Annotated in this window: 18 protein-coding genes and 1 tRNA gene; 10 read left to right on the top strand and 9 right to left on the bottom strand. The window is 64.8% G+C overall.

The window, feature by feature from the left end; translation table 11 throughout:
• The first annotated feature begins 16 nt into the window (after positions 1-16).
• A complete protein-coding gene (locus QOL79_RS09020) occupies positions 17-856 on the top strand; it encodes an outer membrane protein (RefSeq protein WP_283419376.1) in 840 nt (279 codons plus the stop codon).
• A 60-nt stretch (positions 857-916) separates the two neighbouring features.
• Here the strand turns inward: QOL79_RS09020 and QOL79_RS09015 are convergent, their stop codons facing one another.
• Positions 917-1,315, bottom strand: a complete 399-nt coding sequence (locus QOL79_RS09015) for a PaaI family thioesterase (protein WP_204992807.1) — start codon at positions 1,313-1,315, stop codon at positions 917-919.
• Positions 1,316-1,325: 10 nt separating this feature from the next.
• Positions 1,326-2,012, bottom strand: coding sequence for a GcrA family cell cycle regulator (locus QOL79_RS09010; protein ID WP_058455860.1), 687 nt, complete (start codon positions 2,010-2,012; stop codon positions 1,326-1,328).
• A 125-nt stretch (positions 2,013-2,137) separates the two neighbouring features.
• On the opposite strand from QOL79_RS09010, the gene QOL79_RS09005 reads away from it, so the two are divergent.
• On the top strand, positions 2,138-3,010 hold the full coding sequence (locus QOL79_RS09005) for an ABC transporter permease (protein WP_283419375.1): 873 nt from the start codon (positions 2,138-2,140) through the stop codon (positions 3,008-3,010).
• Positions 3,011-3,031: 21 nt separating this feature from the next.
• Here QOL79_RS09005 and hspQ read toward each other — a convergent pair whose 3' ends face one another.
• Positions 3,032-3,418 (bottom strand): heat shock protein HspQ, encoded by a 387-nt coding sequence (hspQ, locus tag QOL79_RS09000; RefSeq protein ID WP_204992804.1) that lies wholly within the window; start codon positions 3,416-3,418, stop codon positions 3,032-3,034.
• 186 nt (positions 3,419-3,604) lie between these two features.
• Between hspQ and QOL79_RS08995 the strand changes: the two genes are divergently transcribed.
• Positions 3,605-4,234, top strand: coding sequence for a Yip1 family protein (locus QOL79_RS08995; RefSeq protein ID WP_283419374.1), 630 nt, complete (start codon positions 3,605-3,607; stop codon positions 4,232-4,234).
• 62 nt (positions 4,235-4,296) lie between these two features.
• Here QOL79_RS08995 and QOL79_RS08990 read toward each other — a convergent pair.
• A tRNA-Ser gene (locus QOL79_RS08990) sits at positions 4,297-4,386 on the bottom strand.
• 91 nt (positions 4,387-4,477) lie between these two features.
• Positions 4,478-7,711, bottom strand: coding sequence for an amidohydrolase family protein (locus QOL79_RS08985; protein WP_283419373.1), 3,234 nt, complete (start codon positions 7,709-7,711; stop codon positions 4,478-4,480).
• Between the two features lie 126 nt (positions 7,712-7,837).
• Here QOL79_RS08985 and QOL79_RS08980 point away from each other — a divergent pair, with 126 nt between their 5' ends.
• From QOL79_RS08980 to QOL79_RS08960, 5 genes are all read left to right on the top strand, one after another.
• Positions 7,838-9,031 (top strand): CaiB/BaiF CoA transferase family protein, encoded by a 1,194-nt coding sequence (locus QOL79_RS08980; protein WP_058455865.1) that lies wholly within the window; start codon positions 7,838-7,840, stop codon positions 9,029-9,031.
• A gap of 75 nt (positions 9,032-9,106) precedes the next feature.
• Entirely contained in the window at positions 9,107-9,988 is an 882-nt protein-coding gene (gene yghU, locus QOL79_RS08975) for a glutathione-dependent disulfide-bond oxidoreductase (RefSeq protein WP_058455866.1), read from the top strand.
• Positions 9,989-10,146: 158 nt separating this feature from the next.
• Positions 10,147-10,593 (top strand): TadE/TadG family type IV pilus assembly protein, encoded by a 447-nt coding sequence (locus tag QOL79_RS08970; RefSeq protein WP_058455915.1) that lies wholly within the window; start codon positions 10,147-10,149, stop codon positions 10,591-10,593.
• A gap of 2 nt (positions 10,594-10,595) precedes the next feature.
• The gene (locus tag QOL79_RS08965) at positions 10,596-12,218 is read left to right on the top strand and encodes a TadG family pilus assembly protein (RefSeq protein WP_283419372.1); all 1,623 of its coding nucleotides are present in this window, start codon (positions 10,596-10,598) and stop codon (positions 12,216-12,218) included.
• On the top strand, positions 12,194-13,213 hold the full coding sequence (locus QOL79_RS08960; protein WP_283419371.1) for a PAS domain-containing protein: 1,020 nt from the start codon (positions 12,194-12,196) through the stop codon (positions 13,211-13,213). Before QOL79_RS08965 ends, QOL79_RS08960 begins: the two co-directional genes overlap by 25 nt.
• Here QOL79_RS08960 and QOL79_RS08955 read toward each other — a convergent pair.
• Positions 13,210-14,286 (bottom strand): MBL fold metallo-hydrolase, encoded by a 1,077-nt coding sequence (locus QOL79_RS08955; protein WP_283419370.1) that lies wholly within the window; start codon positions 14,284-14,286, stop codon positions 13,210-13,212. The genes QOL79_RS08960 and QOL79_RS08955 overlap by 4 nt on opposite strands.
• A 153-nt stretch (positions 14,287-14,439) precedes the next feature.
• Here QOL79_RS08955 and QOL79_RS08950 point away from each other — a divergent pair, with 153 nt between their 5' ends.
• Positions 14,440-15,633: an acyl-CoA dehydrogenase family protein gene (locus QOL79_RS08950; protein ID WP_058455870.1), complete on the top strand. Its 1,194-nt coding sequence runs from the start codon at positions 14,440-14,442 to the stop codon at positions 15,631-15,633.
• Positions 15,634-15,744: 111 nt separating this feature from the next.
• Entirely contained in the window at positions 15,745-16,884 is a 1,140-nt protein-coding gene (locus QOL79_RS08945; protein ID WP_283419369.1) for an acyl-CoA dehydrogenase family protein, read from the top strand.
• 22 nt (positions 16,885-16,906) lie between these two features.
• Here the strand turns inward: QOL79_RS08945 and QOL79_RS08940 are convergent, their stop codons facing one another.
• Genes QOL79_RS08940 through QOL79_RS08930 form a run of 3 tightly spaced genes read right to left on the bottom strand, consistent with a single transcriptional unit; the run spans position 16,907 to position 20,847 of the window.
• Positions 16,907-19,399: a TonB-dependent receptor gene (locus QOL79_RS08940; protein WP_283419368.1), complete on the bottom strand. Its 2,493-nt coding sequence runs from the start codon at positions 19,397-19,399 to the stop codon at positions 16,907-16,909.
• Position 19,400: 1 nt separating this feature from the next.
• A complete protein-coding gene (locus QOL79_RS08935; RefSeq protein WP_283419367.1) occupies positions 19,401-20,336 on the bottom strand; it encodes a FecR family protein in 936 nt (311 codons plus the stop codon).
• Positions 20,329-20,847, bottom strand: a complete 519-nt coding sequence (locus tag QOL79_RS08930; protein ID WP_283419366.1) for an RNA polymerase sigma factor — start codon at positions 20,845-20,847, stop codon at positions 20,329-20,331. Before QOL79_RS08930 ends, QOL79_RS08935 begins: the two co-directional genes overlap by 8 nt.
• Positions 20,848-20,905: the final 58 nt, after the last annotated feature.

Raw genomic sequence — 20,905 nt, 5'->3', positions numbered from 1 at the left:
AAAAGTGGAGAATAATATGAAATTTACAGCTCTCCTCGCTTTTTCCGCAGCGGTTCTGACCGCCGCCCCGGCGATGGCGCAGGAAACCGGTGGCCGCGACAAGTCGCAGGACTTCAACGGCGCCTATGTCACGATCGGCGGCGGTGGCACTCTGCAGGGCAGCGATCGCGGTGAAACGTTGGTCTTCGACACCGATCGCGACGGCGCCTATGGCGATACCGTCACGACGGTGGCTGGCGCAAACGCATTCTCGCCGGGTTTCTGCAACGGCACCGCGACCGGCACGGCGAACATCGGGTGTCGCAATGACAAGGACGGGCCCGAATTCTTCGGTCGTATCGGCGTCGACCAGCGCATGGGCAATTTCGTCGTAGGCGCTTTGCTGGAGGGCGGCCACAGTGTCGCGCGCGATAGCGTCAGCGGCTTTTCGACTACCCCCGCCAGCTATACAATGAGCCGCGAAGGCGATTATCAGGGCAGTCTCCGCCTGCGTGCGGGTTATACCCCCGGCGGCGGCGCGCTTTTCTATGTAACCGGCGGCCCGGCCTATGCGCGGCTGGACAACAAGTTCGCAACGACCAACGCCGCGAATAGCTTCGCAGACAACGGAAAGACCAATGGCTGGGGCTATGCCGCGGGCGGCGGTGCCGAAATCATGGTCACCAACAGCATCGCGGTCGGCCTCGAATATCTCTACACCGATGTTAAGGACGACGATTATGCCGTGAATGTCGGCCCCGGCACCGCGCCGGCGACAAACCCCTTCCTGCTCGACAGTGGCGGCACGGATATCCAGCGCAGCGGTGCGCATTTTCGCACGCACAGCGTGCGCGGGACATTGAGCTTCCGTTTCTGACCTCTCGGAAAGCGGACGGGGAGGCGCCGGACCGTGTGGGCTCCGGCGCCTTTCGCCTGTTCAGGACAGGCTCGGCGCCGGGAAAATAGCGAAATTGCCGTTTGCGCTGCTGACCAGCTTGCCTTCCTGGTAGAGCCGGGCATCGATATTGGCGACGCGCTTGCCCCGATGCAGCACCTCGGCCTCGCACGTCAGCCGACCCTCGACGACGCGCGCATGGTAGTTGAACTTGATCTCCAGCGTCGCGCACCATTGATCGTCGGGGAGCAGGCTGGTGATCGCACCGCCCATCGCCGAATCCGCGAGGCTATAGGCGACCCCGCCATGCGCCGCGCCCTGCGGGTTGAAGTGCCGCTCGCGTTCGATGTCGATCCCCATCACGCAGCGGCCATCGCCGCGCTCGACCAACTCCAGGCCGAGCGTGCGGGCAAAGTGGAAATCCTGCCCGAACGGCTTCACCGGACGCGTCTTAACGAACCCGGGGACCACCGAACGGCGGGGGCGGGGGCGGACGGCGCGTGCCGCGCGGAAGCTGAGCCTGATAGGCGCGGCCGCAATGCTCGACGCAATAGGGGAAGCCGGGGTTCACCGCGACACCGCAGAAATGGAAGTCTGGCTCGCCCGGATGCCCCATCGGCCAGCGGCAGATACGGTCATTGAGGTCGAGCAGGCTCGTCTTGTCGGCGATCTCGGGGCTCGGCTTCGCGGGCACCAGTCGCCGCGGCGGCGCGGGCGGGATCGGCGCCTGCTGGTCGCCCGGACCCTGGCGAATGAAGCCGCCGGGGCCGATCGAGACGATGCGCGGCGCATCGGGCTTCGGCGGCGCTTCGGAGCCATCCTCGGCCGATGCTTCGACGACCGGCTTGGGTTCAGGTTTCGGCACCGCTGGAGCCGGACGGGGCGCGACGGGCGCCGCTGCGCGCGGCGCGGCAGGCGCCGGCGAGGCAGGCTTGGGCGCGGTGGGCGCCTTTACGGGCTTCGCGACCTTTTCGGTCGCCTTCACCGGCGACGGGCGCGACTTCAGGCCCAGGCGATGCGCCTTGCCGATCACCGCATTGCGGCTGACCCCGCCAAGTTCGTCGGCGATCTGGCTGGCGGTCAGGCCCTTTTCCCACATGCTGCGCAGCTGCTCGATGCGCTCATCGGTCCATGACATGTTTCAATTCCTCATCATTCCACGCAAGGGGCGTCCGGCGATCCGCGTTACCGATCCTTTTGGGGACCGGTTCCAGTCGCTGCCCAGCTTGCGGTAAGATCGGGGAGGCGATAGGCGAGAACGCCATGAACGACCAGCCCCAAATTTCGCGATCCGACTCGAACAACAACGCCGCGGCGCCGGCGTTTGCCGAACCCGGCGTCCCGCATATCCGGACGCTGAACGTGCCCGGCCTGCAGGCCCTATATGTCAAGGAGGTGCGGCGCTTTTTCAAGGTCCAGCTCCAGACAATCTGGGCTCCGGCGGTAACGACCCTTCTTTTTCTGGTCATTTTCACCGTTGCGCTGGGCGGCGCGGGGCGGAAAGTCATCGGCGTGCCCTTTGCCGACTTCATCGCGCCGGGGCTGATCATGATGGCGATGCTGCAGAACAGCTTCGCGAATTCCAGCTTCTCGCTGCTCGTCGGCAAGATCCAGGGCACGATCGTCGACTATCTGATGCCGCCGCTCGGCGTCGGCGAACTGGTCACCGCGCTGATCGGCGCCGCAGTCACCCGCGCGATCCTCGTCGGCTTCGCCCTCTGGCTTGCGATGCTGCTCTGGCCCGGGGTCCATGTCGGGCCTGACCATCTGTGGGCGGTCGCGCTGTTCGGCGTGCTGGGCGCGATGATGCTCGGCTTTCTGGGCCTCGTCACTTCTGTCTGGGCCGAAAAGTTCGATCATGCCGCTGCGGTGACCAATTTTGTCGTCACGCCGCTCGCACTGCTGTCGGGCACCTTCTATTCGGTCGACCGCCTCGCGCCGTGGTTTCAGGGCGTCGCGCACGCAAATCCCGTCTATTATGCGATCATGGGTTTTCGTTTCGGCTTCATCGGGACCGTCGACTCGACGATCTCCCATCCTGTGCTGACCGCGGCGCTGGTGCTGGTCGCGACCAACATCGTGCTCGGCGTGATTACCTATCGCCTGCTCGTGTCGGGATGGAAGCTGAAGGCCTGACGCGCGCCCAAAGTCGCGCGATCAGTGCCGGTGGATCGAACGAACGCGATAACGGCCCTTCGCCATCCCGTCGAACAGCACCTCGATCTGCGGATGATCGACCGGACCCTGCTCTGAATCGCCGACCAGATTTTGCTGGCTGACATAGGCGATATAGGATGAATCCTCATTTTCGGCGAGCAGGTGGTAAAAGGGTTGCTCCTTTGCCGGACGAATGGCCTCGGGGATAGCCTCGTACCATTCGTCGCTGTTCGAAAAGACCGGATCGACGTCGAAAACGACGCCGCGAAAGTCGAACAGGCGGTGGCGGACGATATCGCCAGGGGCAAAGCGCGCGCGTTCGATGAGCGGAGCGGCAACGAGAGGGGGAATCTGGCCCGGCGAACCGGAAGGTGTCTTTGACGTCATATCGTCAATCTATGGCTATTTACGCCCGTTTCAAGTCCGTTACACTGGCGGGTACCGCGGCAGGCCGATTCCGGCCCTGTGACGGGGATTACAGATGCGTTGGCCGTTCGGGCTAGCTTGCTCCCTCGGCCTTCGCCCGACCGGTTCGGGTTTGCGGGCCGTCTTGACCCAGGGGAGGCGCTTTTCATGACCGAAATACCTTCGAACAATCTTCCGCCGATGGCCGCGGGCGTTATCAGCCGGGCGAAGGATATCCTTCTCAAGCCCAAGGAAACCTGGCCCGTCATCGCTGCCGAGCCCGCGACGACGCAGTCGATCTATGTGCCTTATGTGGTCTTGCTCGCAGCGATCGGGCCGCTGGCCGGCTTTATCGGCGGGCAGCTCTTCGGCATCTCGATGCTCGGGATCACCTATCATCCGCCGTTGGTCGGCGCGCTCGTGACGGCAATCGTGACCTACGGCCTCTCGCTCGCGACGGTCTTCATCCTCGCCCTCGTCATCGACGGCCTCGCGCCGAGTTTCGGCGGCCAGAAGGATCAGGTGCAGGCGCTGAAGGTCGCCGCGTACGCCGGGACGGCCGGCTGGGTGGGCGGTGTCTTCGGGCTCATCCCGGCGCTCGGCATCATCAGCCTTCTGTTCGCGCTGTACGGGCTTTACTTGCTGTACCTCGGCCTGCCGGTGGTGATGAAGGCGCCGCAGGACAAGGCGATCGGTTACACGGTGGTCGTGATCATCGTCTATATCGTGCTGTTCCTGATCATCGGCGCGGTGGTCGGCGCGCTGGCCGCGCCCTCGCTGGTCAGCATCAGGGGATAGGTTGCACACGCCGTCCCGGTGCATCCGGGGCGGCGTTCGCCTTGGTCAAAAAAAGAGAAAAATGGAGGAGAGTGAGGGATTCGAACCCTCGGTACCGTTGCCGGCACTTCGCATTTCGAGTGCGACGCTTTCGACCACTCAGCCAACTCTCCTCGCTGAGAGGAGACGCCCCTAGCGGCGGCCGTCGAGTCTTGCAACCCTCTCGTCACAAAATCGTTGGCCGCCGTCTGCATCCGCAATAAATCAGGGTCTTTCGGCCTCCCACCAATAGGGCTGGCGCTTGCGCGTCCCCGTGCCAACCTCGTCCATCGTGAGCGGATCGTAGAGGCGCCCGCCGAGCATGACGCGATGGATCTTCTCGGTATTGCTAATGTCCTGCGTCGGATCGGCGTCGAGAATCAGCAAATCGGCGAGCTTGCCCACTTCCAGGGAACCGACATCCTTTGCATAGCCCAGCGACGTCGCCGGCATGATCGTCGCGGCCCGCAGCGCATCGATATTGCTCCAGCCCCCGCGCACGAAGGACCAGATCTCCCAATGCGCGCCGAGCCCCGCCTGCTGGCCATGCGCTCCGATCGAGACCATGCGGCCGGTATCGGCGATCTTCTTCGCCTCGCGCGCGCTATCGTCGTCGACATAGTCGCCCTCGGGCGCGATGACGCGGCGCTTGTTGTTTGCCGCCAGCTCTGCGGGCGGCGCATGGCGCGACAGGATCGGCTGCTCCCAGACATTGGTGTGGGCGCGCCAATAGGGATCGCCCGCAGGACCGCCATAGGTCACGACAAGCGTCGGCGTGTAGTCGGTCCTGGTCTGGCCCCAGAGCTGCACCAGATCTTTGTAGAAGGTGTGGAGCGGGATGTTGTGCTCGACGGTCGAATTGCCGTCCTGGATGAGCGTGACGTCCATCGTATAGAGCGAGCCGCCCTCGGGCACGACCTCCATGCCTTCGGCTTGCGCAGCCTTCACAACCATCTGGCGCTGCTCGCGGCGCGGCTGGTTGTAATTCTTGACGCTATGCGCACCCTGCGCCTTCAGGCGGCGGACATGCGCGAGGGCATCCTCATAGCCATTGATTTCGGCGTAGATACCAGCCGCCTTCGCGCCGTAGATGATCTCACCGGTCGAGAAGATGCGCGGCGCGAGGATCAGTCCCGCGCGCTGCATCTCGGACGACACAAATATTTCGGATGCGCGCGACGAAGGGTTGTGGCTCGTCGTCGTACCCATCGCGAGGTTGACGATTTCCGACCAGTTCTGCTGCGGCACAAGCTCGTCGTCGCCATGCGGGCCATGCGCGTGTGCGTCGACGAAGCCGGGGACGATCGTCTTGCCGGAGGCATCGACCGTCACTGCGCCGGCGGGAACGGCGATCGCGCCTGCCGCGCCGACAGCGGCGATGCGATCGCCCTCGATCACGATCGCGCCGTTGTCGATGATGCCGCCATCGGCGCCCGCCATGGTGAGGATCTTCGCGCCGGTGATGACGACGGTGCCTTTATGCTTCGCGACTGGCGCGGTCATCGCGAGCGACACGCCGCTGGTCGGCGGCACGAATTTGGCCGGCTTGTCTTCACCCGCCGCCGGAGCACTCGCGAAGAAGCTGCCGAGGTCGGCGCTGAACAGCGTCGGCCCGCGGGTCCAGTGCAGGCGCTTGCCGCCGTCGGACCAATGCACATAATCGGCGCCGCTACCGCTCACGCGCGTCACCGGCATCGGGCCGCCCGAGGTCGAGAGCGAAACATCCTGCCCGCCGGGCATCAGCGGTGTGACATAGGCATCGTAATTTTGCCGGAAGGCTAACGTGCGGCCATCGGGCGACACCTCATAGTCGCTGACGAGTTCGCCGCTGGCGTGGACGCGCCTGTCCTGTCCGTGCAGATCGGTCGAGATCAGCTGATTCTTGCTGTCGGCCGACGCGATCATGAAGATGCGGTCGCTGGCGGCGCCGAACTGCGGCTTGGCGCCATTGTCGCTGACCCGTTCGGCAGCGCCGCCGCTCACCGCGATCCGGTAGATGCCGGGATTATCGCCCCAGCGTTCCGACCGGAGGCCACCGCCCGAGCGCTTTTCAAACGCGATCAGCTTGCCATCGGGCGAGAAGCGCGGCTCGGCATAGTGACCGGGGCTGGCCGTGATCTTGCGCGACGATCCGCCGCCCCTTCCGGCTATGTGGATTTCGCCAAGCCCGGCGTCGGTCCAGCGCACGAACACAACAGATTTGCCGTCGCGCGACCAGCTGGGCCACAGTTCGAACGCATTGTCCTTGGCCGCGGTCAGGCGCCGCGCGGTGCCGCCGGCTGCGGGCTTGAGCCACAGTTTGCCGAGCGTTTCGAATACGACGGTGCTCCCGTCGGGCGACACTTCGGCCCAGCGCGGCATTTTCGTCTCGAAGCTGTCGGGCGCGACCTCGACCGCCGGATGGGTCGCGTCGATGATGACGCGATCGTCGTCGATAGTGAACGGAATGATCCGCGCGTCGCCGCCGGTGCTGTTTACGCGGCGGAGCTTGCCCCCCGCCCAGAAGACGATGTCCCGGCTGTCGGGTGTCCAGCTCATATTGGGATAGACGCCGGTCACCGCCCAGGTTTCCTGCACATCCTGGTCGAGCGCGTCATAGAGCTTCTTCTCGGCGCCCGAGGCGAGGTCTTTCACATAGAGCTTCGACTGCGTTCCCTCGCGGCGAACATAGGCGAGCTTCTTGCCATCGGGCGACGGGGAGGGCCGCACCGCGCCGCCGGGGCCAGCGGCCACCGTCGTGACCTCGCCATCGTTCAGATCGTAGCGTTCGATGTGGAACAGGTCGCCGTTGCTGTCCTGTGCATATTCGAAAATCGGCCCGGGCGTGACGTTGCGCGTGTAATAGACCCCCTTGCCGTCGGGCGCGAAGATCGGCTCGCCGAGTTCCTTCTGGTGGCGCTCGTTCGGCTTCTTGACCAGCGGCACGCCCGCGCCGCCCGAGACATGATACATCCAGACCTCGCCGGTGCCGAGCGAGCGGCCGGTCGTGAAATGCTTCTTCGCGACGATGAACTGCCCGTCGGGGCTCCAGCTCGGCTGGTTGAGCAGGCGGAATTCCTCCTTGCTGAGCTGCCGCTTGTCGCTACCGTCGCGGTTCATCAGCCAGATATTGTCGCCGCCGCCGCGGTCCGAGACGAAGGCGATACGATTGCCATCGGGCGAGAAACGCGGCTGATGCTCATAGGCAAGCCCTTCGGCGATCCGCGTGGGCGTGCCGCCCTCGATCGACATGGTATAGATGTCGCCGAGCAGGTCGAACGCGATGGTGCGGCCGTCGGGCGCAACGTCGACGTTCATCCAGCTACCCTCGTCGACCGCGATCGGCACCTTGTGCGTCGTCATGCCGGGAGGGGCGTTGACGTCCCACTTTTCGGGCTTGGCATCGGCCGGCGCGGACTGCGCCCAAGCCGAAGTCGAACAGGCCAAAGCCGCCGTGAAGGCGAGTGCGAAGCGCGCCATTATATTATCCCCTGTTGAAATTTGCAGCGACCATATGATTTGCCGCGCCACATGCAAGGGACTGGTTTCGACGAAGAACTGGCACGGTCGACGGGCGACTGCTAGCGCGGTTGCAAGACGGAAAAGATGGGGAGGGCCGACGTGCCGCTGACGGGAATGAGGGTACTCGATTTCGGCCGTTACATCGCGGGCCCTTACTGCGCGGCATTGCTCGGCGATTATGGTGCCGACGTCATTCGTATCGAGGCGCCGGGCGGCAACGACGATCGCTATACCGTTCCGGTCGCGGAGGACGGCTCTGGCGCGATGTTCATGCAGATGAACCGCGGCAAGCGCTGTCTGACCCTGAAGCCCGGAAGCCCCGAAGGCCGCGAGATCGTCCGGCGGCTCGTCGAGACCGCCGATGTCGTCGTCGCCAACCTGCCGCACGATGCGCTCGTCAAGCTCGGCCTCGACTATGACAGCCTGTCGGCGATCAATCCGCGCATCATCCTCGCCACCGCATCGGCTTTCGGTAGCGAGGGGCCGCTTGCGAAAAACGTCGGTTTCGATGCGGTTGGACAGGCGATGTCGGGGTCCGTGCATCTGACCGGCACGCCCGATCAGCCCTATCGCGCACAGGTCAATTTCGTCGATTTCGGCACCGCGCTCCACACCGCGTTCGGCGTTATGGTCGCGCTGCGCGAACGCGAGACGACGGGAGTGGGGCAGTGCGTGTCTGGGTCGCTGCTCGGCACCGCGCTTGCGATGACCAATTCGCTGACGATCGACCATGCGCTGAACGGCATAGAACGGCAGCCCATCGGCAATCGCAGCTTCAGTTCGGGGCCGACCGACATATTCCGCACCCGCGATGGCTGGATCGTCACCCAGATTGTCGGCGGTAGCATCTTCGCGCGATGGGCCGGGCTGATGGGTCGCCCCGAACTGGTCGATGACCCGCGCTACGCCAGCGATATCCTGCGCGGCGACAATGGCGAGGAGCTTAGCGTCATCATGCAGCAATGGTGCATCGACCGCACCAGCAGCGACGCAATCGCGGAACTTGGCGCCGCGCGCGTGCCCGCAGCACCCGTGTTGCGGTCCAGCGAGGTGCTGGCGCAGCCGCAGGTTGTGGCGATGGCGCTCGTCGAGCCGGTTGCCTATCCCGGCGCAGCCCAGGATATTCCGATAATCCGGGCGCCGATAGATCTGTCGGGAAGCGCCAAGGCCGATCCCGCACGCGCTCCGCGCGTCGGCGAGCATAGCGATATGATACTCGCCGAGATCGGTTACAGCCCCGACGCGATTTCCGCTTTGCGGGCGCAAAGCATTATTTGAGCGGCCGACGCTGGACGACCGCGCCCGGGACGATTAAGTACCGATCAGTACAAAATCATGAGCAGGAGCCTCCCGATGACCGACCAGAGTGAATATGTGCCGCCGAAAATCTGGACCTGGGACAAGGACAGCGGCGGGCGGTTTGCGAACATCAACCGCCCGATCGCCGGCCCGACGCACGACAAGGATCTGCCGATCGGCAAACATCCGCTCCAGCTCTATTCGCTCGGCACGCCCAACGGCGTGAAGGTCACGGTGCTGCTTGAGGAATTGCTGGCAGCCGGCCATAGCGGCGCCGAATATGATGCCTGGCTGATCAACATCGGCGAAGGCGACCAGTTTTCGAGCGGCTTCGTCGACGCCAATCCGAACAGCAAGATCCCTGCGCTCGTCGATCGCAGTGGCGCCGATCCGATCCGCGTGTTCGAATCGGGGGCGATCCTGATCTATCTCGCCGAAAAATTCGGCGAGTTCCTGCCGACCGAGCCTGCGAAGCGCGCCGAGACTCTGTCGTGGCTGATGTGGCAGATGGGCAGCGCGCCGTTCCTCGGCGGCGGTTTCGGTCATTTCTATGCCTATGCCCCGACGAAGCAGGAATATCCGATCAACCGCTATGCGATGGAGGTGAAGCGCCAGCTCGACGTGCTCGACCGGCGCCTGGCCGAGAACGAATATATCGCGGGCGCCGACTATACGATCGCCGACATGGCAATCTGGCCCTGGTACGGCGCGCTCGCGAAGGGGTTGGTTTACGATGCTGGGGAATTCCTGCAGGTGCAGGAGTATAAGAATGTCCAGCGCTGGACCGACCAGATTGCGGCGCGCCCGGCGGTGAAGCGTGGACGCATGGTCAACCGCGTGATGGGCGAACCGTCGAGCCAGCTTCGCGAACGCCATGACGCGTCCGACTTTGACCTGCGTACACAGGACAAGCTGGAAGCCGAAGCCGCCGAATAATCGGGTTTTTCGTTTGGCGCCGTCGCCGTGCCGTTAACGGTTCGGCGACGGCCGCAGAATTGCGGGCGATTGGGCCGCTCGAAAATACATAAAGTACGGAAAATTGCGGCGCACGCGCCGAGACCCGGGATTCATCGGGCGACGCCATGCTGTGCCGCATGACCCGACCGACCTTACCCCTGCGGTTTGCCCGCTCGCTGCCCGCCCGACTGGTCCGCAGCGAGCGGGCGGCCGCGATCGTCGAGATGGCGCTCGTGCTGCCGCTCTTTCTTGCGCTGATGATGGGCATATTGGTCTATGGCCAATATTTCATGCTCGCGCACAGCGTGCAGCAGGCCGCCAATGACGGAGCCCGAGCGGCGATCGTCGGGCTCGACGCCGCCGACCGGCGCGCCATCGCCACGCACGCCGTCGACCGCAGTATGCAGGGCGTTCGCGGTTATGCGGTCGCCCGCCGCAGCGTATCTGTCGCCGAAACGACCGACGCCGTGACCGTCGCCGTTACTTATACCGCGCCGCAGACCAGCTTTCTCCGCTCTTCCTTCGTCCCGTCGCCAGGCCATGTGATCCGCGCCCGCGCGACCTTCGAACTGCCGGTGGATTGACGATGCACCTGTTCACAAACCTTGTCGCCGACCGCCGCGCCGGTATCGGCGTTACATCGGCCGCTGCGCTGACGATGCTGATCGGCGCGGCGGCGCTGGCGGTCGACATCGGCTCCTTCCAGCTCGATCGCCGCAAACTGCAGGGCATCGCCGATGCGGCTGCGCTCGCCGCCGCGGGCAAGCCCGGCGAGGAGCGGGCGGCGGCGGAGCGCGTCATCGCCGCCAACTGCAATTGCAACATCGTCATCGCCTCGCTCGAGGCCGGCACCTATCGGCCCGACGCCGCGATTCCCGCCGAGCAGCGTTTCAACGCGGGCGGGGCGACGCCGAACGCCGTGCGTATCGTCCTGACGCGCGACCGCCCGATGTTTTTCGGCAGCTTCCTGACGGGGCGGCAGAGTACGGTCATCGGCGCCTCGGCAACCGGTGCGCGACGGGGATATGCGGCTTTCTCGCTGGGATCGCGCGTCGCCGCGGTCCACGGCGGCATCCCGAACGCACTGCTGTCGGCGCTGACCGGCAGCCAGGTCAATCTCTCGGTCATGGACTATGACGCGCTCGCGAGCGCCGATATCGACCTGCTTGCTTTTTCCGACGCCCTCAGGACCGAACTCGATGCGGATGTCCTGACCTTCGGCCAGACGCTGAACACGCAGGCAACATTGCCGCAGGTGCTGTCGGCGCTGTCGAAATCGAGCACGGATGCAAAGGTTGCGTCGGCGCTCGGCACGATCGCCGACAGCGCGCTCCCGCGCAGCCTGCTCCCGTCGCGCGCGATCGACCTTGGGCCGCGCTCGTCGAGCATCCGCGTCGATCCGGCCAATCCGGTAAAAGTCAACGCGCTCGGTCTGCTCCGCTCGATGCTGCTGCTTGCCAACGCCAACCGCCAGGTCGACCTGTCGCTCGCCACCGGCTTGCCGGGTGGGTCGGGAGTCGATGTCGCGCTTCTGATCGGCGAGCCTCCGGCGCAGTCGCCGCTGATCGCAGTCACCGACAATCAACAGGTCATCGTTCGCACGGCGCAGGTGCGACTCAAGATGGAGACGAAAGTCGCGACGCCGCTGGCCACGGTTGAAATCCCCGTGTTCGCCGAACTTGGGTCGGCTTCGGCGCGGATAACCGAGATCGACTGCAGGCGAGGAAGCAGCAACGCCGTGCGCCTTGGCGTCACGACATCACCCGCGACGCTTGCGCTCGGGAAGGTCGGCGCCGCCGACTTCCAGAACATGCAGCGCCCGATCGATCCGGCCCCGGTAAAGCTGCTCAAGCTGCCGCTTGCCAGCGTCGAGGGTAAGGCCGAACTTGTCCTCTCCGATCTCAATCCCAAAGCGGCTGGCTTTTCGCGCGACGACATCGATCGCGGGACAGTCAAGACGGTGGAAAGCACCGGCCTCGTCGCTGGCGCAGCCAAGTCGCTTGCCGACCGCATGGACCTTACCGTCAATATTCTCGGCCTCGGCCTGAATTCCAAGGCTCTGGCCAAAGTGGTGGGCGATGCCGTCGGCCTTGCAGCCCCGGTGCTCGACGGGGTTCTGGAGAGCGTCACCGGGTTGCTCGGCGTCCATATCGGCGAAGCCGACGCCCGCGTGAACGCGCTTCGTTGCAGCAAGGCCAAGCTGGTCTGACGCGCGATCAGGATCGCTACCAAACCGGACATAACAGGGCGCGTTCCGCAGCTATCCGGACCGAAATTGGCGCCGCATCGCTGGATGGAGGGTTAGAATGGGTCCGGGAGGCGCGAATGGCAGCAACTCAGGAACCCCAGCGTGTTTCGGCGGCGGACTTTATCCGGGGCTTCGCGAACTGGCGATTGCAGGCGGCACGCAAGCCGGTGGTGGTGACGCACCACGGCAAGGACGCCCATGTGCTGATCTCGCTCGACGATTATCGCCAACTGGGCCACACCGGCCCGGCGGTCAGGGACTTGCGCGCATCGTTGGCCGATCTGGTCGAATCGATCCATGACGGGATCCTGGTCATCGATCGCGAAAGGCGGATCATCGCCGCCAACCCCGCCGCCTCGGACATGTTCGCCACCGCTGCGGCCGAAATGATCGGCCGCAACCTCGTCGAGGCGCTGCCCCAATTCGGCCGCCACCTGCTGCTCGCGCATATCCACCGGCTGCTCGACCATCGCGAGCGTTTTTCAGGTGATGTGCCGGGGCTGCTGAGCCCGCGTCGATGGGTACATGCCGAACTGGTGCCGATCCCCGCCGGCGGGGCGCTGTTGCTGCGTGACGTCAGCACAGCCATGGCGGAGTTGTCGGAGAATGATGCGCGGCGGGCGCTGGCCGACGCTATCGGAGCGCATGGCGATATCGGCTGTGCCGCGATTTCCGTGCGCGAGGCGGTCGAGGATGCGAATGACGCACTGACCACATGGGTCGGGGTCGACCCGGCCGCGATCCGGCGCGTCCGCTTCTCCGCTCTCGTCGCGATGAAGGAGCGGACGAGCTTTGGTGAAGCGTTGGAGACAGTGTTCCGCACTGGCCTGCCAACACGGCTGGCCTCCGCGCTGATTACACGCGAGGGGGACGCGGTTCCGGTGATGCTGGCAATCGCCGAGCGTCGCAGCGCCTATGCCAGCGAAGGCGCGATGATCGCCGTGACCCGAACCTAGAACCAGTTTCCGCGCCGGATATCCTTGGCGCCGACGGGCATGGAATAATAATCGCCATCCTCGCCGACGATGACCAGCCCATCGAATTTGTCTTTCGCATCGCCCAGAAATGCCGCGTCGAGATAGCGCAGAGGGTAGGGCGGCACGATATGGCTCAGCACCAGCATCTTCACCCCTGCAGTCTTCGCGCTCGCCGCCGCCTGTGCCGGGGTCGCGTGATAGTCGATGATATCGTGCATGATCTGCGCGGTCTGCGGACGCCCTGCGGCCTTCAGCCTGGCGGCGAGCGCCTTGACCATTTCGGGTTGAAGCGCCTCGTGGACGAGCAGGTCGGCGCCCTTGGCCACGGTTTCGACCATCTTCGACGGACCGGTGTCGCCGCTGATCACGACGCTCCGTCCTTTGTAGTCGAAACGATATCCAACCGCGGGCTGGACCGGGCGATGATCGACCGGAAAGGCGGTCACCTTCAGTCCGTCGGCTTCATAAACCACCTCCGGGCCGACCGGGGCGGCAAAAGGCATCGCGATCGCCCCGGCGGCTGCCGGCGGTGCGATCGCGGCGCCGTGATGCGCCGTGCGATATCCATTGTCAGCGGCATAGGCGGTACCAAAACCGGCGATCACCGCCTCGACCCCGTTCGGGCCATAGACGGGAAGTGGCGCCGTGTTGCCGCTCGCCGTCCAGCGGAGCAGCATCATCGGACCGAGCCCGTCGATATGGTCCGAATGAAAATGCGACAGGAAAAGGCCGCGAATTTTGGCGTTGGGAAGCCCCATCATCGCGATGTTGCGCGCACCGCCTTCGCCCGCATCGACAACGAACATGGCCTTGCCGGCAATCACCACGGTGCAGGCGCCTGCACGGTCGCGATTAGGGAGCGGCGATCCGGTTCCGCAAAGACCGACATGGAGCCCGTCGGGCAGGCTCGCCAGATTGTCACGGCCCGCACCGCGCTCGACCGCACGATCGAACATCCAGATCCCGATCTGGCGCTGGAATAGCAGGGCGGCCCCGCCCACCAGGGCAATCAACACAAGCAACGCCGTCAGCGCGCGCAATCCCCTCTTCATCGTCCCCTCCCGTTCATGATTTTCTCAAAGAGCGCCGCTGGACAAGCGGCGCCGCGCGGCGCAGTCTGCCCGAAAGGGTTGCGGCTCGCAACTTACCTTTACGTAAACGTGAGCGCCTTCTATAAGGGCGCCAGTGCCCTTGGGAGAATCATAATGGACATGGAATTCAGCCCGGAAGATCTCGCCTTCCAGAGGGAAGTGCGCGAGTTCATCGCCGAAAATTATCCCGCCGATCTGCGCGCAAAGCAGGATGAAGGCGAAGAGATGGCGAAGGAGGATTTCCTCGCCTGGCACAAGATCCTTTACAAGAAGGGCTGGGTCGCTCCGGCATGGCCGGTTGAATATGGCGGCACGGGCTGGACCCCGACGCAGCGTTTCATCTGGTCGGAAGAAACCGCGCGTGCCGATTGCATCCGCCTGCTACCCTTCGGCCTCGCGATGGTCGGGCCAGTGATCTACACCTTCGGCACCCCCGAACAGAAAGCCTATTTCCTGCCGCGGATTCTGTCAGGCGAGGACTGGTGGTGTCAGGGCTATTCAGAACCTGGCTCGGGCTCCGACCTTGCCAGCCTCCGCACGACCGCAGTTCGCGACGGCGATCACTATATCGTCAACGGGCAAAAGACCTGGACGACGCTTGCGCAGCACGCCGACTGGGGCTTCTTCCTCGTCCGCACCGACAAGGATGCAAAGCAGCAGGAAGGCATCAGCTTCCTGCTGATCGATATGAAATCGCCCGGCATCACCGTGCGGCCGATCATCACGCTCGGCGGCGAGCATGAAGTCAATGAAGTCTGGCTCGAGGACGTCCGCGTCCCCGTCGAGCAGCGCGTCTATGAGGAAAACAAGGGCTGGACCTGCGCCAAGTTCCTGCTCGCGCACGAACGCACGGGCATCGCGGGCGTCGCGGCGTCGAAGCGCGGGGTCGAGAAGGTGAAGGCGATCGCGCGCACCGAGCTCGACGGCGACAAGCCGCTGCTTGCGAACCCCTTCTTCAAACGCAAGATCGCGGAACTCGAAGTCGACCTGACCGCGCTCGAATTCACCGAGCTTCGCAGCCTTGCCGGTGCGAATGCAGGCAAGGGACCGGGCCCCGAATCGAGCCTGCTCAAGATCAAGGGATCGGAGATCCAGCAGCGTCTGACCGAGCTGACGCTGGAGGCAGTCGGCCATTATGGGGCGCCCTATTTCCGCGGTTTCGGCGAGGGCGACAACGAGCATCCGATCGGGCCCGACTATGCCCATCGCGCCGCCCCGACCTATTTCAACACGCGCAAGACGACGATCTATGGCGGGTCGAACGAGATTCAGCGCAACATCATCGCGAAGATGGTGCTCGGGCTCTGAACGCATAATTGACGTCATCCCGGCGAAGGCCGGGATCTCGACCTCTCTGCACAAAGCGATGGAGAGATCCCGGCTTTCGCCGGGATGACGATGGAATTGAGGACTGGGATAATGGATTTCACTTACACCGAGACGCAGGACATGATCCGCGACACGCTGTCGCGCTTCCTGGCCGACACCTATGATTTCGAAACGCGCCAGAAGTTCATCAATAGCGACGCGGGCCGCGATCCCGCGATCTGGACCGCGCTGGCGCAGGAACTCGGTATGCTGGGCGCTGCCTTTGCCGAAGAGCATGGCGGGCTTGGCGGCGGCGCGCTTGAAAATGCGATCGTCATGGAAGAGCTCGGCAAGGTGCTGGGCATCGAGCCCTATCTGCCCACCGTCGTTATCGCAGGTGGCGCGTTGAAGGCCGTCGGCGGAGCGCAGGCCGACAAGTTCATCCCCGAGATCATCGCCGGTAACGTCATCGTCGCCTTCGCCTATGCCGAGCCGCAAGGTCGCTACGACCTCGCCAACCTTCGCACGACCGCGAGGAAAGATGGCGCCGGCTATGTATTGAGCGGGCACAAGAGCGTCGTCTATGCGGCGCCCTGGGCAACGCATCTGCTCGTCACCGCGCGCACCGGCGGCGGCCAGCGCGACCGCGACGGCGTGTCGCTGTTCCTGATCGACGCGAACCTGCCCGGCATCGTCCGCCGCGATTATCCGACCGTCGACGGCAGCCGCGCGTCGGAAATCTATTTCGAGAATGTCGCGATCCCCGCGGACGCGCTGCTCGGCGGCGAAGGTACGGCGCTGCCGCTGATCGAACAGATCGTCGACGAAGCGACGGTCGCGGTCTGCGCCGAGGCCACCGGGGTGATGCAGAAGCTGCACGAAGGTACGCTCGAATATACGCAGCAGCGCAAGCAGTTCGGCGTGCCGATCGCGAAGTTCCAGGTGCTCCAGCACCGCATGGTCGACATGTTCATGGAGGTCGAGCAGGCGCGCTCGATGACAATCATGGGCACGCTCAAGCTCGACCTGCCTGCGGCCGAACGCAAGGCCGCGGTATCGGCCGCCAAGTCGAAGGTCAGCCGCGGCGCGAAGTTCGTCGGCCAGAATGCGGTCCAGACGCATGGTGGCATCGGCATCACACAGGAACTCGCCATCGGCCATTATTTCAAGCGCGCGACGATGATCGAGGGGCAGTTCGGCAGCGCCGACTATCACCTCGATCGCTACGAACAGCTCACCTTGGCCGATTGACCGGATGTGCGGGCCGTCGGCGTCAGTAGCTGACGTCGACGGCGATCCGCAGCGTGCGGGGGCGTAGCGGGGTCAGGAACCCCTCATTGCCCTCGACGAAGGGCGTGCCGAGCGAAAAGCGGTTGCCGCGCGAATCGAACAGATTTGTGAGCGTCAGCGACAGGCCGCGGCGGTCGTTTCCTACGCGCATCGCAAGTCCCGTGTCGACATAGTCGCCCTGGCTCTCGCCAAGCACGGGACCGATACCCAGCCGCGACGGGCCGATGTAGCTCGCCCAGCCATTCACGCGGAAATCCTGATCGCCGAGCAGGGTGGCGTAGTTGACCGATCCGCGCACGGCGTGGCTCGCGACATTGGGGATGCGGCCAAGGCGGGCGGGGGTGGCAGCGAATACCGGCAGGATTTGCGGCGAGAGATCGTCGACCCGGCTGTGGTTATAGACGGCGCTGAGATCAAACGTCAGCGCCGCGCTGGGCCGGACCGCGAAGGCGCCCGACACGCTGGTGATGCGCCCATCGCCGATATTGGCGGTCGTCGGGAAGCCGTTGCTATCGATGAAATCGGCCTGGATATTTCTCCAGCGGCTATGCGAGACCGAAATGCTTGCGTCGAGGAGGCTCTTGCCCTTGTCGCCGAAGCGCATCCCGGCTTCCCAGGTGCGGACCTGATCGTTGAGGAAGCGCCGAACGAAATTGCCGTCGACGGCAAGGCCGCCGGGACGGAAGCCTTCCTGATAGCGGGCATAGAGCCGCACATTGTCGAGCGGCGTCGCCAGGATCGAGAAGGAGGGCAGGAGGTCGGTCTCGGTCCGCGATGCGGTCGTCGCCCGTCCCGCCTGCGCCAGCGCGAAGGATACGCCCTCGGCCTCGCCGTCCAGCTTCGCGTGCGACAGACGAAGCCCGCCCGAGGCAATGAGGTCGGGCAAGACCTCGACGGTCGCTTCGGCATAGCCAGTGAATTCGGTGACGCGGTTGGTGACGCCGGGCAAGATGGCGATGAGCGATCCATAGGTGTAGTCGCGATTTTGCCGCGCGCGATTGTCGACGAAACTGGCGCCGATTACCCAGCCGAGCCCGTCATGATAGGGGCGCGACAGGCGGTTTTCGCTGGCAAACATGCGCGTGGCGTTATGCTGGTCGAGTACACGCGGAACGTCGCCCAGCGGCACGATCTGGATCGGCGCGAACAGCCGCACCACATCGACCGACCCGACAATGACACCCGAACCGTTGCCGCCGTCCTGTCGCGCTTCGGGCACGCTGGCATCGAAGCGCTCGAAGAGCCGGTGGTCGATATAGGCGTTGGACGACTGGAAATGCAGGCCGTCCCAATCCTTCATCACGACAATCGTGCCCAACCCGTAGCGCGCGGTCGCATTCTGCTCGACCATCGAACGGCGCGTGAGCGGAGGTCCATCCTTGTCGGCATATTGAGCGTCGTCGGAGGTGATCGCCTGATAGACACCGCCGATATCGATCGTCCAGTCGTCACCGGCATCAAGGCGAAAGGTGCCGCGCCCTCCGCGGACATGAACGCGGTTAACGTCATCCTGTCCGCGCAAGGGGTTGTCGATATAGCCGCCGTCGGAGATCATGTAGCCGACAAGGCGAAAGGCGTGTCCGTCACCGACCGGGACATTGGCGATCCCCGCAATGTCCCCGCCCGGTTCGCCGTGCTGGGTCACCGAGAAACCGGCAATCGCCTGCACCGAACTTTCGCGGGGATCGGGTGCCTTGGGAATGGTGCGGATGATGCCGCCGAGCGAGCCCGCGCCGTAAAGCGTTCCCTGCGGCCCCTCGAGCACCTCGACGCTGTCGATGTCGTAGAGGCGCAGATCTGGGTCGGGCGCATTGTAGCTGAGGCGGATATCGCCGAGATATTGCCCCACCGTCGCCTGCGTCGGCCCGGTAAAGCTCGAATCGGCGATACCCCGGATGAAAAGCTTGTTGCGACCCGAGCCGAGATGGGTCGAGGACACGGTCGCGATGCGCGACAGGATCGATTCGGTACCGCGCTCGCCGCCGAACGCCAAATCGTCGCCATCCAGCCGGGTGGCGACGCCTGCGAAGTGCGAATAGGGAAGGTCGGTCTTGGTTGCGGTGACGATGATCTGTTCATCGGCCGAAGCGACATAGTCGTGCGATGGCTCGCGCGCCCTGGGTTGCGGGGCAGCACGGACCGGCGGCGGGCTTTGCCGGACCAGCCTTTGCGGCTCGCGGCGCCGTTCGATCCGCCAGCTCGTCGCGCTGACCTTGACCGCGCGCGCGCCGGTGCCCGCCAGCATCCGCCGCAGCGCGTCGTCGATATCCATGCGGCCGCGAACGGGCTTGACCTCGACCTGCCACAGCCGTGCATCGGCGACGCTGATACTGACGCCGCCCTGCCGGCTGAGCATCGGCAGCGCCGTGGTCAGCGCGCCGCCCGACACGTTGAAGACGCGGTCCTCCGCCGCCATCGCCTGCGCGGGCAGGCTGCACAGCGCGAGCGCCAGCAGGCTGGAGGTCCCCCGCGTCATCCTACCGCGTCAACACCCAGCCATCGCCGCGCCGTTCGGCGGTCGTCCCCGAAAGCGCGGCAAGATCGGCGACGGTCCGGGCGCGATCCTTGTCGATCACCAGCGCGCCGCTGAACGAGCGATCGGCCGCCCCGGCGCTGATCGTGACCTCGATCCCAGCCGTTCGCCGCAGGTCGTCGGCGACGGTCGCGAGCGAGGCTGCGTTGTAAACCAGCAGTCCCGACCGCCACGCGCCGACGTTTGCGATGTCCACATCGCGAACCTTTGGCGGCGTGGCGTCACCATCGTTCGCCTCGATCGCCTGACCGGCGGTGACCCGCACCTTGTCGCCCTGCGGATTATAAAGGACGATGCCTTCGGAAACCGCCACCGCGATCTGCCGGTCGCGGCGCACCACATTGAAGGCCGTACCCAGGTCGACGATCCGCGACGGCCCCGCTTCGACCACGAACGGGTCCTTTTCGCGGTGAACGACATGGAACATCGCCTCGCCGGCTTCCAGCCGCGCAAAGCGGGGCCGGTCCTTGTCGAGTTCGAGGATCGACGCACCGTTGATCTCGATCTTCGACCCGTCGGCGAGTTCGATCGTGCGATGCTCGCCGGCGGCGGTCTCGATCCGGTCCGGATTTCCGAACAGGCCGAGGTTGGGCAGGCTGATCATCGCGACGAGCGCCGCCACAACTGCTCCGCCGAACCACAGGCGCCGCGACGGGCGGACCTGCTCGCGCGGCCGGATCACGACCGACGGCGTGCTTTCGGGCGGCAGCGCGTCCAGATCCTGATCGAGGCTGGCAAGCGCGTCATAAATGTCCGCGTGGGCGGGGTCTTCGGCCAGCCAGTCGGCAAAATCGTCCCAGTCGCCGAAAGCCGGATCGCGTTGACGGATGATCCAGTCGATGGCCTGCGCTTCGGCCGCGCTGTTCGCAGCGTCATGCATCGAACTGCTTCCTCAGCTTGGCGATGGCGGCATAAACCTTGCGCAAGTCGGCCTCGACGGTGCTCAGGCTGACGCCGACCTCGACCGCGATATCGCGCTGGGCGACGCCATCGACGCGGAACCGGCGGAAGATGCGGGCCGCACGCTCGCCGCTCGCCATGATCGCCTGCTCGACCAGCGCCAGCTGCTCGCGCGAGATCAGCGCGGTTTCGGCGGACGGTCTCTGCGCCGACGAAGCCTCGGTCCACGCGGCATCGCGCAGCGAACTCTGGCGCGCCGAACGATAACGGTCGAGCATCAGATTGTTCGCGGCGCGCATTACATAAGGCAGCGGATCGGCGATCGGTCCCGTCCGGCGTTCGGTCAGGCGCATCCAAAGATCCTGAAAGATATCTTCGGCCGAATCGCCCGCGCCGCGCACCTCGAGAAAACGCAGAATGCGATCGCGGTTGGCGAGCAACACGCCCTCGATGCCCTGTGCGGCCTCGTTTCGATCACTCGCCTCGGTCATGGGAAAATTGTTGCTACGGAATGCCATCTGCTGTCGACACACGCCCCGACGGCGCCCG

Source organism: Sphingopyxis sp. Geo48 (assembly GCF_949769155.1).
In the GTDB taxonomy this organism is placed as follows: domain Bacteria; phylum Pseudomonadota; class Alphaproteobacteria; order Sphingomonadales; family Sphingomonadaceae; genus Sphingopyxis.
The sequence above is the reverse complement of the archived record's forward strand: the minus strand, read 5'-3'. Positions and strand labels throughout refer to the sequence as shown.

Coding starts and splice junctions, on each gene's coding strand:
- QOL79_RS09020 (WP_283419376.1), top strand. CDS start 17: ATGAAATTTACAGCTCTCCTCGCTTTTTCCGCAGCGGTTCTGACCGCC.
- QOL79_RS09010 (WP_058455860.1), bottom strand. CDS start 2,012: ATGTCATGGACCGATGAGCGCATCGAGCAGCTGCGCAGCATGTGGGAA.
- QOL79_RS09005 (WP_283419375.1), top strand. CDS start 2,138: ATGAACGACCAGCCCCAAATTTCGCGATCCGACTCGAACAACAACGCC.
- hspQ (WP_204992804.1), bottom strand. CDS start 3,418: ATGACGTCAAAGACACCTTCCGGTTCGCCGGGCCAGATTCCCCCTCTC.
- QOL79_RS08995 (WP_283419374.1), top strand. CDS start 3,605: ATGACCGAAATACCTTCGAACAATCTTCCGCCGATGGCCGCGGGCGTT.
- QOL79_RS08985 (WP_283419373.1), bottom strand. CDS start 7,711: ATGGCGCGCTTCGCACTCGCCTTCACGGCGGCTTTGGCCTGTTCGACT.
- QOL79_RS08980 (WP_058455865.1), top strand. CDS start 7,838: ATGGGGAGGGCCGACGTGCCGCTGACGGGAATGAGGGTACTCGATTTC.
- yghU (WP_058455866.1), top strand. CDS start 9,107: ATGACCGACCAGAGTGAATATGTGCCGCCGAAAATCTGGACCTGGGAC.
- QOL79_RS08970 (WP_058455915.1), top strand. CDS start 10,147: ATGACCCGACCGACCTTACCCCTGCGGTTTGCCCGCTCGCTGCCCGCC.
- QOL79_RS08965 (WP_283419372.1), top strand. CDS start 10,596: ATGCACCTGTTCACAAACCTTGTCGCCGACCGCCGCGCCGGTATCGGC.
- QOL79_RS08955 (WP_283419370.1), bottom strand. CDS start 14,286: ATGAAGAGGGGATTGCGCGCGCTGACGGCGTTGCTTGTGTTGATTGCC.
- QOL79_RS08950 (WP_058455870.1), top strand. CDS start 14,440: ATGGACATGGAATTCAGCCCGGAAGATCTCGCCTTCCAGAGGGAAGTG.
- QOL79_RS08945 (WP_283419369.1), top strand. CDS start 15,745: ATGGATTTCACTTACACCGAGACGCAGGACATGATCCGCGACACGCTG.
- QOL79_RS08940 (WP_283419368.1), bottom strand. CDS start 19,399: ATGACGCGGGGGACCTCCAGCCTGCTGGCGCTCGCGCTGTGCAGCCTG.
- QOL79_RS08935 (WP_283419367.1), bottom strand. CDS start 20,336: ATGCATGACGCTGCGAACAGCGCGGCCGAAGCGCAGGCCATCGACTGG.
- QOL79_RS08930 (WP_283419366.1), bottom strand. CDS start 20,847: ATGACCGAGGCGAGTGATCGAAACGAGGCCGCACAGGGCATCGAGGGC.